This is a genomic window from Corallococcus sp. CA049B, from assembly GCF_003611685.1.
GTDB classification, from domain to species: Bacteria; Myxococcota; Myxococcia; order Myxococcales; family Myxococcaceae; genus Corallococcus; species Corallococcus coralloides.
Map to the genome: position 1 here is coordinate 1 of NZ_RAWC01000244.1, position 13541 is coordinate 13541.

The window sequence follows — 13541 nt, forward strand, 5'->3', positions numbered from 1 at the left end:
CACCAGCCCCCCGGCGAAGAGCCCCAGCCCCGCGCGGCGCAGGGCCCTGCTTGGCGTCACGTCGCGCACCAGCCGGCGGTACAGGTAGACGTGCGCCAGCGCGAGCAGCGCGGTGACGGGCACGAGGAACAGCGCCATCCGGAGCCATTGGGGCATGAGGGGCCGTGCCTACCCGCGCAGGAGCTTGTCCACGAGCGCCACGTACTGCTGCTTCGCGGCGTCCTTCGCCAGCCCCTTGCGGCCGGCCCACGCGTCGTACTTCGCGCGGCCCTTGATATCGAGCATGCCGGGGCGCTTGCCCTGCACGTCCCCTTCCGTGCCCTGCTTGTAGAGGGAGTACAGCTCCAGCAGCGTGTCGTTCGAGGGAGCATTGGACAGCGTCTTCACCCGGCTCTGGGCGGCGCTGAAGTCATCATCGAGGGCCATGCGCGGTCTCCGGCAAGCGTGTGCCGGAGACCTTAACAGCCGGCCTCACATCGTCGGCAGCCAAAGGTGGCGGATGTCCGCGGGCAGCTGGGCGCTCACGTCCTCCGCCTCGCCTTCGCTGATTTGATGACGGACGGCGTCCATCACCGCGCGCACCACGGGCTCCACGGCGTCCGGAGTCAAGGCCAGGTCCTCGCCCACCAGCTTCAGCAGCTCGTCGCGGCCGAACTTCGACGGGCGGGGTTCGGCGTCGTGGCGCTCGCAGCGGTGCAGCAGCTCCGTGAGCTTGCGTGGCAGCTGCGCCTCCAGGTCGAGGGACTCCTCCGCCTGGATGCGCTGCTCCAGGCCGCAGAGCACGGAGACGGCCGCTTGCTGGGCGACGCTCGGGGACATGCCGCCCCGGTCGCAGAGGTGGTCGATGAAGCGGGCATACGTCTGACTGGCCCGCATCGCACTGCGCCGCGCACGCCGCTCCTCGATGGACAGCTCGCGCCGCTCCTCCGCATGCTCCTCGTCCTGGGGTGCGCCGGAGCGGCGCTGCGGATCACGGTCTTCAGCCATGGGGTCCTCCCTGTCGGTCCCGGTGGGTAACAGGGTGCCCATGCCCGCCTCGGAGGGCACGTCATCGCGGACTGCCGCACTGTCCGCCGGCTGCCTGACTGCTAGGCGGCCACGCGACGGACGTAGGTGTCCCAGAGGGCGCCGAAGAAGAAGCCGCCGAAGCGGGCCAGGGCCTCCGCGCGCTGCACGCCGTCCCGGGCGTTGAGCACGCGCAGGGTGGTGAGCTGGCGCGCGAACTCCTCCGCCGTCAGCCGCAGGAACCCCCGGCCCATGCACGGCGCCTCCGGGCCGTCCCCCCGGTGCAGGGACACGAACAGCGTCGTGGTGTCCTTCCACAGGTCCAGGCCCGGGTCGTCGTAGAGGTCCTTGTAGCCCTCCAGGTAGTACGCCTCACCGGCCTCGCTGAGCAGGTGCAGCAGGTACTCCATCCGCTGGCCGCCCGGCCGGGCGTGCTCGCGGGTCATCAGGCGCAGCTCGCCGCGCGTCACCACCAGCGGGCGGGACGACAGCACCGGCGCCGTCACCGTGCCCATCAGCTTCAAGGGGTGGCGCTCGTCGCGCAGCGTCGCGTCCAGGTCCTCGGCCGTCACGGTGAGCACGAAGCGCAGGGGCGTGGCGTCGTCGCGCTCCGGGTCGCCGGCCTCCAGGTGCGGGGCCTTCACGTCACCGGACAGGAAGCCGTGCATCGTCTCCGTGAAGCGCACGCCCACGGGCCCGGGGGCCTGGGGCGCCGAGGCCTCCGGCAGCGGCGCGTAGTCGATGGTCCACCCGTGGCGCCGGGCCATCAGGGCGCAGGCGCGCTCGGCCACGGCGGAGATGGTGAGCAGCGGGTTGATGCCCAGCGAGCGCGGCACCACGGAGCCGTCGGACACGTACAGCCCTTCATGCACCGCGTGGCCGGAGGCGCCGGAGAAGACGCGCCCCTCGTGGTCCACCACGCCGTCCTCCGCCCGCTCGGCCATGACACAGCCGCCCAGCGGGTGCGTACACAGGAGCTCCTTGCCAAAGGCCTCGGACCAGAGCGGGTAGCGCACGAAGGTGCCGCCCAGCGCGGCGGTAGCCCGGCGCAGGCGCTCCTCGATGCGGGTGAGCTGCGGGTCGCGGCCGGCGTCCGGCCAGTGCAGGCGCACGCGGTCGTGCTCCAGCCGCAGCTCGCCCTTGCCCTCGTCGTGCGACATCACCATCAGCGTCTGCGTGTGCTCCACCGCGCCGTGGTCCGGACCGCGCACGAAGCTGTCCGCCTGGCGCAGCCGCTCCTGGACCCAGTCCAGGATGCCCTCGTCGGTGTCCTCGCCCACCAGCGCCGCGGCCCCCGCCAGCGCCGCGGGCATCAGCGACGCGAGCGCGCCGGGGATGGCGCCCTCCTCGATGATCATCCCCTCGTCCAGGCGCGCGGTGTCGCGCTGGTCGATGACGCCCGCGATGCAGGGGCCCACCGGGTCGCGCGTCTCGTGGTCCTGCTCGCCGTGGCCCACGCCGTGGACGGGCATGTCCAGGTTGTAGCCGAAGGCCAGCACGTCGCCGTTGCTGCTGAAGCGGTGGCCCAGCTTCGAGGACACCGGCAGGCCGAGCTCGCGCGAGCGCAGCAGGATTTCGGCGGTGCCCATGGTGCCGGCGGCCAGGACGACGCGGTCCGCGGTGAGCCAGGCGTCGGGCGCGTCGAAGCGCTCGCGGCCGGTGTTGAGGGGGCGGTAGTAGACGCGCCACTTCGCGCCGTCCGGCACCACCGCGCGCACCGACACCTCGGTGAAGATGCGGGCCCCGTGCGCGTGCGCGTCCGGCAGGTAGTTCATCAGCACGGTGTTCTTCGCGCCGGTGTTGCAGCCCGTGGCGCAGTCACCGCACAGCGAGCACCCCGGCTGCCGCACGCCCGCGGCGTTGACGCCCGCCTCGAACGTCACCGCCACCGGAGGCCGCGTCAGCCGCCCGCCCAGCTTCTCCGCGGAGATGCCGAACGTCTTGAGCTTCTGCAGCGGCGGGTGGTCCTCCGGGTACGGCAGGGGCCGCAGCATCAGCTCCGCGTGCGCGAAGCCGTCCTCCAGCAGGCCGTGCACGTCGGCGCGCAGGGCCTGGGGCCAGCGGGGGTCCTCGAACACGCGAGGGTCGGGCCGCATCGTCACGCCCGCGTTGATGAGCGACGTGCCGCCCAGGCCGCAGCCGTCGATGACGGACACGTCGCCGTTGCGGTGGACCTCGATGAGGCCGGTGGGGCTGCCCACGTCCAGGTCGCCCTGGCCCGGAGCGCAGTGGAGCTGGAACTCGGCCACCGCCTGCGCGGGCGTCCGAGGCATCTCCCCCGGGTGCATCTCCCGGCCACGCTCCAGCACGCACACCTGCTGCCCCGCGCGCGACAGCCGGCTGGCGGTGATACCTCCGCCATAGCCCGACCCCACGACGACCACGGGGTAGTGGGATGCCAGCTCGCTCAACGGGGATGACAGCCTGCGCATGCTCACCTCTGGCGGCCTGGATCCGCCGCCTTTTCCAGATGCCGTTTTTATTCCCCACCGGTGACACCCGGGACGGCGGTCCGCATGCTGCGCGGTTCAACGGTGCGGATCCACTCCCCGTCCGTCCCCATGCCCCCCGCCTGCCCGAGAGGACAGGGTCCCTTCTGCCCGCCAGGACAGCAGACAGCCAACCCGCGCGGTCATTCCTGTCGGACAGACGCGAAGGGCGCGCATCCTTGAGGTGAAATCCGCCCGGGCCCCGCCGGGCGCGAGGGTCCAAAACCTGTCCGACTGTCGGACAGGTTCCTCCGGTGCGCCCCCGGCAGGGGCGGCCCGTCAGGGCTCTCGCCTTCTCAATCCGTGGACAGACTTCGGGCCTAGAAGAAGCGGCGCACCACCCAGGCGCCCAGGCTGAGCAGCACGGAGAGGAGGAACATGGACGCCAGCGGCGCGTAGACGCGCGTGTTCCCGCTCTCCACGCGAATGTCCCCGGGCAGCCGGCCGAACCAGGAGAAGGCGCCGGCCCACACCAGCAGTCCCACGACGGCGAGCCCCAGGCCCGCCACCACCAGCATCAACCCCACGGACTTCATCCGGGACTCCCCTCCTCCAGCTCCGCGGCCTCGCCCCCCGCGCGGCGGAAGGCGTTCACCAGCCGGTGCGCGTGGCGCGTCGTCTCCGGCTCACGGTAGCGGGGGCTGGCCTTCAACACCCACTCCACGGCGGTGTCCAGGTCCATGCGGTGGCCGGGGGAGACATACACGGGGCTGACGCCGGTGCGGGTGCGGACCGCCATGCCCACCACCTCGCCCTTGTGGGTGATGGGGGACGTGGCGCCCCGCCGCTCCGCGAGCTTCCCGGGCGTGCCCACCAGCAGCGACTTGGCGCAGCCGATGGAGGGGATGTCGAACAGCAGCCCTCCGTGGCAGGCGATGCCCACCCGTCGCGGGTGCGCGGTGCCCTGGCCGTCGAAGACGAGCACGTCCGGGCGGACGGTGAGCCGCTCCCAGACGGCGGCCAGCACCGGCAGCTCGCGGAAGGACAGCAGCCCGGGGACATACGGGAACGTCAGCGTCGCCGTGGCCACGGCGCGGGCCACCGGCTGAAGCGTCTCCGCGTCGAGCACCACCATGCCGCCATAGCCGGTGTCGTTGCCCTTCTCCGTGGAGATGTCCGCGCCCGCCAGGCGGGTGACGCGCAGGCCCGGAGGCGGTTCGAGGATGAGCTGCTCGCGCAGGCGCTTCTGCAGCGCCACGGCCTCCGTGGGCGTGACGTTCCAGGGGTGCGGTGCTCGCGGTGACTCCATGCGTCTCCTCCCGTGAACCCAACACTGTGCATCCTCTGGCCGGAACGTGACGGCCGCCCCCCTTCCCCACGTCCAGGAGGCGACGGAGGCCAGGGCGCGGCTGCTCACGCGGCCGGACTGTCAGGAAGCGCCGGGGGGCGCCGTCCCGGGCCAGGGTTCTCTTCCCTGGAGGCACGCGACCATGGCGACGCTCAACATCACCTATGACGGACACTCGGCGGACGTGCCGGTGGAGCTGGAGCGGCACATCAGCGACGCGGACGTGCGCCGCATCGCGGTGGAGCTGGTGCGCTCGGGCGGAGTGCCGGGCCTGCACCGCTTCCAACTGGGGGACGAAGCCTTCCAGCACTACGTCGTGGACCGCTTCCGGGGCGCGCACGGCGAGGAGCGCATCTACCTGCGTCCGAAGGTGCCCTTCGGGGCGTGCTGAGGGCGGCCGCCATGCGCATCGTCTTCTGTGGCGTGGGGGCCATCGGGTCCGCGGCGGCGCTGCTGTGCCGCAACCTGGACGCGACGTTGGTGTTCATCGACTTCGACCGCGTGGAGTCGAAGAACCTGCTGTCGCAGGCCTACGTGAAGCCGTCCGTCGGGAAGAACAAGGCGGAGGCGCTGAAGCTCCAGCTGCACAACCTGCACGGCGTGAAGGCGGAGTCCTTCGGCGTGCGCGTCACGCGCGACAACGTGGAGGCGCTGTGCAAGGGCGCGGACCTGCTGGTGGACGCCTTCGACAACCAGGACAGCCGCCAGCTGCTCAGCGACCACGCCCGGAAGACGGGTGCGCCGCTGGTGCACGGCGCGGTGTCCGCGGACGGCCTGTTCGGACTGGTGCGCTGGGATGAACGCTTCACACCCGACGCCGAGGACGCGCAAGGCCAGGCCACCTGCGAGGGCGGCGAACACCTGCCCCTCTTGGGCCTGCTGGCCGCGACGCTCGCGCGGGCGGTGCAGGACTTCCTCGAGCACGGGGTGAAGCGGGACGCGTTCGTGAACCTGAACGCCGTCACCCCGGTCGCGGGTCAGGGCTGAGCCGTCGCGGTCAGCCCGCCCGCGCCAGGGCCTCGCGCTCCTCGTCGAAGCGCACGAGCGCCTGGACGATGTCCTCCTTCGAATCCGTGAGGAGCAGGTGCCGCGCGTACTCATGCCCCTGGGCCAGGTGCTCCAGCAGCGGGTACACGGGCCGCGTCTTCGTCCAGAACTCGCGGCCCAGGAAGAGCATGGGGCTGATGACGCCCACGGTGTTGTAGTGGTTCTGGCACGCGTCCTGGAAGATCTCCTGCACGGTGCCCGCGCTGCCGGGTGAATAGACGACGCCGCCCCGGGCGATGGTGAGCAGGCCCTCCTCGCGCACGCTGTTGGCGAAGTACTTCGCGATGCGCGTGGCGAAGGGGTTGGGCGGCTCGTGGCCGTAGAGCCAGGTGGGGATGCCCAGGCTGTCGCCCATCGCCGTCGCGTCGAGCAGGGGCCACATGGCGCGCACCTCGAAGGCGCGCGCGAGCCAGTCCCGGTCCTTGTAGGACGGAGCCCGCGCCAGCACCGCGAGCGCCGCGTCCAGGTCTTCATCCGGCCGAGAGGCGAACCACGCGCCCAGGTGCGTGGCCTCCATGGCGCCCGGGCCGCCGCCGCTCACCAGGAAGAAGCCCAGGCGCGCCAGCGACCGGGCCAGCTCCGCCACGGAGCGGTAGGCCTCCTGGCCCCGCAGCATGGAGTGGCCCCCCATGATGGCCACCACCCGGCGGGGCCTGCCCTGGTCCAGCAGCGCCTCCTCCAGCGCGTCGCTGATGGCGTGGTCGTGAAGCCGCTGCGCCAGGGTCTCCAGGATGGAGGGAGGATGCGCCCCGCCGCGCGAGTTCCAGTGCGCGTAGATGCGCGCATCCAGCGTGTCCGCGTAGGTGTCCGGGCGGGTCGGGTCGAAGCCCGCGTACAGCTCCTCCGGCGTGTAGAGGCTGCCCCGGTACGGGCAATAAGGCAGCCCGGAGAACGGCGGGAACACCATGGCGCCCCGCGCGAGGACCTGTTGCAGGGTCGCGGGCTCCAAAAGACAGCCCAGGAAGACGGTGCCGGTGAGGTCCGCCTTCAGCAGCGCGTCGCCCCACGCGCGCAGGTCCAGCCCCTGGAGGATGACGTTGGCGAGGCCGCGGCCGTCGCGAAGGTGCTGCTCGAAGGCAGCCAGGGTCTCGAGTTCCGTCATGGGTGTCTCCGCGAGGTGCGTGTCAGGAGCGGCATTATCGCCCCGTCATTTCCTCCCAGAAAGGAGGGATGCCCATTGCAGATCCGAAACACGCTGGACCCGAAGCGCCCCGCCACGAAGGTGACCTCTCTGGAGAACCTGGAGCTGGCCACCGCATCCTTCCGTGGCGGCGCGCCCGGGACCTGACGCTCGCACCCGCCCCCCGGTGACCCGGGAGGCGTGACGAGGGCCGGGTTCCCGAAGGGGGACCCGGCCCTTGTCGTGTCCGGGTCCTCCCTCGAAGGTTTCCCCAGACATCGGGATGTAGCTCAGCCTGGTTGAGAGCGTGCGCCTCGGGCGCGCAAGGTCGCTGGTTCGAATCCAGTCATCCCGACTTCAAATCCAATCAAAGACACACCCCGCCGGGGTAGCCCAACTTGGTAGAGGCGCCGCGCTCAGAACGCGGAGGTTGCGGGTTCGAATCCCGCCTTCGGCACACCTTCAGGTCTGGCAATCCCAACGGGATGCTGGGCCCACCCGCCGCACCACGCCTGATTGAAGCCGTGGTCCCGGCCCCCTCATCGTGGTGGCGAGCCTGACCCATGGAATGGACAGTCAGCTGCTGCACGTTCGGATGGCACCCAGGTCATTCCTTGCGAGTTTTAAAGCATTGATTCATGGGGTCATCGTCTCCTCTCACGAGCTGGCACTTCATTCCGGCCCGCCAGCATTTCGAGGGGGACGAATTTGAACCAAGGCATACACATCCGAACCGTTTTCCTCCTGATGTCCCTGGGAGTGCTGTCCATTGCCTGTGGTGGTTCCACCACGCCTCCCCCGCCACCTGAGAACCTGCGCCCGGTGGCCCGTGCGGGCTCCTCCCAGGAGGGGGTGGTGGACCATGCCGTGGAGCTGGACGGCAGCGCGAGCAGCGACCCGGAAGGCCAGTCACTCAGCTATGCGTGGACCGTCGTCTCCGCCCCGTCCGGCAGCAAGGCCGCGCTCTCCCAGCAGTCCTCCGCGAAGCCTTCCTTCACCCCTGACCTGGAGGGCGGCTACGTCCTCAGGCTGGTGGTCAGCGACGGTACGCACGAGTCCGAGCCGGCCTTCCTCACGCTCTCCGTGCGGAGCGCCGCCCCCACCGCGCGCCCGGGTGCGTCGCGCACCGTGCTCAGCCGCAAGCCGGTGAAGCTGGATGGCAGCGAGAGCACGTCCTCGACGGGTGAGCCCCTCTCCTTCACCTGGTCCTTCGCGTCCGTGCCCGAGGGCAGCGCCACCACGCTGCGGGATGACACCGCGATGAAGCCCACCTTCGTCCCCGACCAGGATGGCGACTACGTCATCAGGCTCGTCGTCAGCGACGGGAAGCGCGCCTCCGCGCCGGCACTCCTCAAGGTGACGGCCGAGAACCGGGCGCCCGTGGCGGACGCCGGTGCCGACCGCGTGGCCATCGTCGGCACGTCCGCGACCGTGCCGGGCAAGGGACAGGACGAGAATGACGACCCCCTGACCTTCGCCTGGACGCTCAGCCGCAAGCCCATGGGCAGCACCGCCACCCTGCGGCAGGCTAATACCCAGACACCCTCCCTCTCGCTGGACGTCGAAGGCAGCTACGAGCTGTCACTCGTGGTGGAGGATGGCCGGGCCGCGAGCCCCGCGGACACGGTGGTCATCACCGCCCAGCAGCCCTCCGTCCACAGGCTCAGCCATCGCGTCATCGACGCCGAGTACAGCAAGGCGCTCGACCGGGTGGTGATGGTCGCCACCAACCCCAACGCCCTCTACCTCTACGACCCGTCCACGCAGACGGAGACCTCGGTCGCCCTGCCCACGACCCCCACAGCCGTCAGCGTGGGACCGGACGGCCTGTTCGCCGCGGTGGGCCATGACGCGAACATCTCCTACGTCGACCTCTCCGCGCCGCGACTAGTGAAGACGGTGCCCGTCACAGCCGATGTCTTCGACGTCGTCCTCGCCGGGAATGGCTTCGCGTATGCCTTCCCGCGCACGGACCAGTGGGTGTCCATCCACTGCATCGACCTGGTCTCCGGCGTGGAGACGCTGAGCAGCTTCTGGTCCATCCGCGCCGGCACCCGGGCGCGCCTGCATCCCGGGGGGATGGCCCTCTACGGCGCGAACAACGGACTGTCGCCGGACGACATCGAAAAGTATGACATCAGCAGCGGCACCGCGCAGATGCTCTACGACTCGCCCTACCACGGGAGCTATTACATGTGCGGGAACCTGTGGTTCTCCGAGGACGGAGCCCGCATCTTCACCGCCTGCGGCAACACCTTCCGCGCCTCCAACGCCAGGAACGAGGACATGACGTACTCGGGCGCGCTCCCCGATGCGGCGTCCATTGGCCACCTGACCCACTCCACCGCGGCCGGCCGCATCGCGCTGGTCCTGGAGAGCTACTGGAGCACCACGGTGGGCAAGGAAGTCCGGCTCTACCACCCGGACTTCCTCGGCTTCGACCAGAGTATTCCGTTGCCGCGCTTCAAGGTGAATGGCACCTCGCACGACAGCTTCGGCCGCTTCGTCTTCTACTCCGCCGCGGGCGACAGGCTCATCACGGTGGTGCAGGCCGCCTCGAGCTCCGGCCTGCTGAACGACTACGGCGTCGTCACCTTCTGACCGCCGCGCACGGCCCGGGTGCCGCTCCGGTCCCGGGCCGGTAGGGCACATTGCCATGTCTCTCCAGACATGACGTCATTCAATCCATGACACGAAGAACAACGCAGTCATGGGCGTGCCTCGCGGTGGTCCTCCTCACTGTCGCGGCGGGGTGTGGTGGCCCCCAGGAGCCAGCGGCGGGTACGGGTGAGGTGCACCTGGTCAGCGCCATGGCGCAGGCGCTCTCCTCGTCCGATGTCGCCTCCGTGGTGGTGGAGGTCACCGCAGCGGACATGCCCACCCGCACCGCGAGCCTCGTGAAGACGAATGGCCAGTGGAGCGGCATCCTCGGCAACCTGCCCGCGGGCACGCTGCGCACCTTCACCGCCGAGGCCTTCAATGGCAGTGGGACGAAGCTCTACGCGGGAACGGCCACCCACGTCACCATTCTCGCCCAGCAGACGACGGCGGTTTCCATCACGCTGCAGGAGGCCAATCCGGCGGCGCCTTTTGAGAATGCCGCGCCCCGGATTGTCTCGCTGTCGGCCGCGCCCGGCACCGTCGGCCCCGGGGGCACGGTGAGCCTCCAGGCGGCCGCCTCGGACGCCAACCCTGGCGACACGCTGACGTACAGCTGGAGCGCGCCCTCGGGCAGCTTCGCCCAGGCGGGCAGCCTCTCCACCACCTGGACGGCGCCCGCGTCCGCGGCCACCGTGCCTCTGACCCTGACGGTCACCGATTCAAAGGGTGCCCAGGGAAAGGTGACCTTCAACGTCACCGTCACCACCGGCAAGGGGGACGCCACTGTCAACGCCTCCATCAACACCTGGCCTCAAGTGGACAACATCTCCGCCAGCGTCACCGCCCTGGAGGTGAACGAGTCCACCACCGTCTCCGCCACGGCCTCTGACAGTGACGGGGACTCCCTGACCTACCACTGGGCGGCCTCCTGCCCGGGCACGTGGACCGACGCCCACTCCGCCACCGCGCGGTTCACCGCCACCGCGCAACCCTCCAGCAGCGCGTGCAACAACTGCACGCTCACCGTCACCGTCACGGACTCCCGCGACGGCCAGCCCGTTGGCGGTCAGACCACGGGCACCTTCACCCTCTGCGTGGGCCCCAAGCAGACGGCCACCTTCCCGCCCGACATCACCGAAACCTTCCAGTCCGCCACCTCCACGTCGGCCCAGGGCACCGTCACCTTCCGCCTCAAGGCGGTGGACCCGCAGGGCAGCGCCCTGGGGTTCTCCTGGGCGGCGACCGCGGGGACTCCTGGCACGCCGACCTCCAGCGCCAACACCAGTGAGGTGGCGTGGACAGCGCCTGCGTGCGTGCCGGCGGCTCCCCCCACGATCACCGCCACGGTCACCAACGCCCTGGGGGGCGTCTCCACCCATTCCTTCACCGTGACGGGCCTTCCCGCGTGCGTGAACTCGGGGTGGGTCTCGACGGCCGCGATGGTCAGCGCTCGCTATGGCCACACGACGACGCTGCTGCCCGGAGGCAAGGTCCTGGTCGCGGGCGGGCAGAACAGTGGAATCCGTTCGACGACGGAGGTGTATGACCTCACCTCGGGCAGCTGGAGTGCAGGCGCCAGCATGGCCTCCAATCGCACCCAGTACGCGGCGGCGCTGCTCAATGGCAGGGCCCTGGTCCTGGGAGGCATCTCCACGGGGAACGCCGTCCTCGCGGCGACCGAGCTGTACGATCCAGCCTCGGGCTCCTGGAGCGCCGCAGCCGCCATGACCTCCGCGCGTGCTCGGCAGACGGTGACCCGGCTGCCTGATGGCAGGCTGCTCGTCACGGGGGGATACAACGCCAACGGGGCCCTCGCGACGGCGGAGCTGTATTCGTCGGCCACGGGCACCTGGACCGCCGCGCGCTCCATGGCTTCTCCTCGCGAGAACCACACGGCGACGCTGCTCGACAACGGCAAGGTGCTGGTGACGGGGGGAATCAACGGCAGCGCGCATCTCGCGACGGCGGAGTTGTACGACCCTGTCTCGAACACCTGGAGCACCGCGGGCTCCATGGCTTCTGCTCGCGGGGAGCACACGGCGACACTGCTCAACAATGGCAAGGTGTTGGTGACGGGAGGGCTCAACGGCACCACGCCTCTCGCATCAGTGGAGGTGTACGACCCGGCCTCGAACACCTGGAGCGCCGCGAGCTCCATGAGCGCGTCTCGCTACCAGCACACGGCGACGCAGCTCGACAATGGCAAGGTGCTTGTCGTGGGAGGATTCAACGGCGTCAACATCGCGGCGGCGGAGTTGTACGACCCGGCCTCTGGCGCCTGGAGCGCGACCCAGCCAATGGCTTCGTCTCGGCGCATCTACACGGCGACCTTGTTGCCCGATGGCAGGGTCTTCGTCGTGGGGGGATTCAACGGAAATCCCCTCACCGCGGCGGAGCTCTACACCCCCTGAGCCCCACCACGGCTCGTGGGCACGCCTCGCGCCGGGCAACGAGGAGCAGCTCGCCCGGCGCAGGCGGCAATGAGAACGGGACAAGACGGCTTGAGCAGCGCCTTCACGCGGAGCGATGCGAGCCCGTATCGTCGGTCGGTCCGTGCTTGTCCCCCTCGATGCGGCGATAGAGGAAGTACGAGTAGAGCACGGGAGTCACCGCCGCGACGGCGACCGCCACAAGCACGGGGACCGGACCACCACCGAGAAGCCCCGAAGCGAGGACGATGATTCCCGCGAGGACGAAGAGCCTCCCTCCCAGGCGATGGGTGCGCAGCCAGACCTCGTCGCTCGCGAGCGTCCAGGGCGTCCGGATTCCACAGAAGAAGTTCTTCGTGAACTTCCCCATGTAGTTGCCCAGGACCATGAGGACCAGGCCCGCACCCGCGGGAACCACGCGCCCCATCGGCACGGACACGCCGATGCCCGAGAGCAGGACCAGGGCATTGAGCAGAAACAGGAACGCGACCAGCGTCGCCTGGATGCCCTCGAAGACGCCCTGGAATCGCTCCACGCGGTAGCCCCTGGGCGAAATCCGCGGCACGGCCACCAGGACCAGGTACACGGCAGCCATCACCAGCGGCAGGACGAAGGGCCCCCAGGGTTTGGGCGTGTACCCATCCACCACCCCCCTGGCATTCCAATGCGTGGGGATCGACTCCGGCAACTGGCCGTAGAGCATGAAGGCCATCGCGAACGCCACGGCGACGAATCCCAGACTCAGCACATGGGCTCGGCTGATTCTCATGGCTGCTCTCCATTCCCCTTTTCGACCTTGAAGAGGTCAAGAAGGACGGCCGCTACGTCCTCGAACACGGTCGTGTTGAGGGAGTAGACGATTTGCTGCCCGCGGCGCTCACAGCGCACCAGGTCCGCGGCCTTGAGCACGTTGAAGTGATGCGACAGCGACCCCTTCGTGATGTCGAACGCCTCAGCGAGCTCTCCCGCTGACTTCGAGCCGCCCTGCAGGAGCTTGAGCACCTTGCGCCGGGTCGGGTCTGAAATGGCCTTGAAGACCTCCTGCGTTCGCATCATGACCTTTTGATATTTTGAATAACTTCAAAATAACGCCTGAGGAAGCGATGTCAAGTGGACTGCAGAGGTTACAGGGACTTGGGGGCCTACCGAGCCCTCGAGCCCGAGCGCCCCCAGCAGGTCCGCCCCTGGTGACTGCAAACATCAACGCTTGATGGCAGTCACCAGGGGCAGGCCCGGGGCACGGGCGGTGCCTCACGCGAGCTCAAGGAAGATCAACGGCTTACGCATGTCCTGGAGAGGCCGGGGCGTTGGCATGCCCGCTGCTATGGGGGTCCTCGTCGCTGAGAGCAGCACTTACTCCCCTTCCAGAAAAGAGACACGTCATGGCCATCCGCTCCGTTCGCAGCCCCTCCACCCGCCCCAGCCCCTCCCCCACCAAGCCGGGCGCCGCGGACGCCGCCTCCAAGCCCAACAAGCCGGGCGCCGCGGACGCCGCCTCCAAGCCCAACAAGCCGGGCGCCGCGGACGCCGCCTCCAAGCCCAACAAGCCGGGCCTTCCGGAC

General features: G+C 69.8%; 13 protein-coding genes and 2 tRNA genes. 7 read left to right on the plus strand and 8 right to left on the minus strand.

Going from position 1 to position 13541, the window contains the following annotated elements:
* Positions 1-168 precede the first annotated feature (168 nt).
* From D7W82_RS33800 to nfi, 5 genes are all read right to left on the minus strand, one after another.
* The gene (locus tag D7W82_RS33800) at positions 169-426 is read right to left on the minus strand and encodes an acyl-CoA-binding protein (RefSeq protein ID WP_120622253.1); all 258 of its coding nucleotides are present in this window, start codon (positions 424-426) and stop codon (positions 169-171) included.
* A 45-nt stretch (positions 427-471) separates the two neighbouring features.
* On the minus strand, positions 472-987 hold the full coding sequence (locus D7W82_RS33805) for a DUF2267 domain-containing protein (RefSeq protein WP_120622254.1): 516 nt from the start codon (positions 985-987) through the stop codon (positions 472-474).
* A 101-nt stretch (positions 988-1088) separates the two neighbouring features.
* Positions 1089-3437, minus strand: a complete 2349-nt coding sequence (locus D7W82_RS33810) for a GMC family oxidoreductase N-terminal domain-containing protein (RefSeq protein ID WP_120622255.1) — start codon at positions 3435-3437, stop codon at positions 1089-1091.
* A 377-nt stretch (positions 3438-3814) separates the two neighbouring features.
* Positions 3815-4030, minus strand: a complete 216-nt coding sequence (locus D7W82_RS33815; protein WP_120622256.1) for a DUF2905 domain-containing protein — start codon at positions 4028-4030, stop codon at positions 3815-3817.
* On the minus strand, positions 4027-4743 hold the full coding sequence (gene nfi, locus D7W82_RS33820) for a deoxyribonuclease V (protein ID WP_120622257.1): 717 nt from the start codon (positions 4741-4743) through the stop codon (positions 4027-4029). The genes D7W82_RS33815 and nfi overlap by 4 nt, the downstream gene beginning before the upstream one ends.
* Positions 4744-4924: 181 nt before the next feature.
* On the opposite strand from nfi, the gene D7W82_RS33825 reads away from it, so the two are divergent.
* Entirely contained in the window at positions 4925-5173 is a 249-nt protein-coding gene (locus D7W82_RS33825; protein WP_014394344.1) for a hypothetical protein, read from the plus strand.
* A gap of 11 nt (positions 5174-5184) precedes the next feature.
* On the plus strand, positions 5185-5769 hold the full coding sequence (locus D7W82_RS33830) for a ThiF family adenylyltransferase (protein WP_120622258.1): 585 nt from the start codon (positions 5185-5187) through the stop codon (positions 5767-5769).
* A 10-nt stretch (positions 5770-5779) separates the two neighbouring features.
* Here D7W82_RS33830 and D7W82_RS33835 read toward each other — a convergent pair whose 3' ends face one another.
* A complete protein-coding gene (locus D7W82_RS33835) occupies positions 5780-6931 on the minus strand; it encodes an LOG family protein (protein WP_120622259.1) in 1152 nt (383 codons plus the stop codon).
* Positions 6932-7228: 297 nt separating this feature from the next.
* Between D7W82_RS33835 and D7W82_RS33840 the strand changes: the two genes are divergently transcribed.
* The 4 genes from D7W82_RS33840 (at position 7229) to D7W82_RS33855 (ending at position 11961) form a co-directional block, all read left to right on the plus strand.
* Positions 7229-7304: transfer RNA gene (locus D7W82_RS33840), tRNA-Pro, on the plus strand.
* Positions 7305-7331: 27 nt separating this feature from the next.
* Positions 7332-7406, plus strand: a tRNA-Leu gene (locus tag D7W82_RS33845).
* A gap of 290 nt (positions 7407-7696) precedes the next feature.
* Positions 7697-9550, plus strand: coding sequence for a PKD domain-containing protein (locus tag D7W82_RS33850; protein ID WP_120622260.1), 1854 nt, complete (start codon positions 7697-7699; stop codon positions 9548-9550).
* A gap of 86 nt (positions 9551-9636) precedes the next feature.
* Entirely contained in the window at positions 9637-11961 is a 2325-nt protein-coding gene (locus D7W82_RS33855) for a kelch repeat-containing protein (protein ID WP_233588101.1), read from the plus strand.
* 103 nt (positions 11962-12064) lie between these two features.
* Here D7W82_RS33855 and D7W82_RS33860 read toward each other — a convergent pair whose 3' ends face one another.
* Entirely contained in the window at positions 12065-12748 is a 684-nt protein-coding gene (locus D7W82_RS33860; RefSeq protein ID WP_120622261.1) for an SdpI family protein, read from the minus strand.
* Positions 12745-13035 (minus strand): autorepressor SdpR family transcription factor, encoded by a 291-nt coding sequence (locus tag D7W82_RS33865; RefSeq protein WP_276320235.1) that lies wholly within the window; start codon positions 13033-13035, stop codon positions 12745-12747. Before D7W82_RS33865 ends, D7W82_RS33860 begins: the two co-directional genes overlap by 4 nt.
* 326 nt (positions 13036-13361) lie before the next feature.
* Between D7W82_RS33865 and D7W82_RS33870 the strand changes: the two genes are divergently transcribed.
* A partial coding sequence (locus D7W82_RS33870; RefSeq protein ID WP_199727913.1) for a hypothetical protein occupies positions 13362-13541 on the plus strand: 180 nt, incomplete at its 3' end.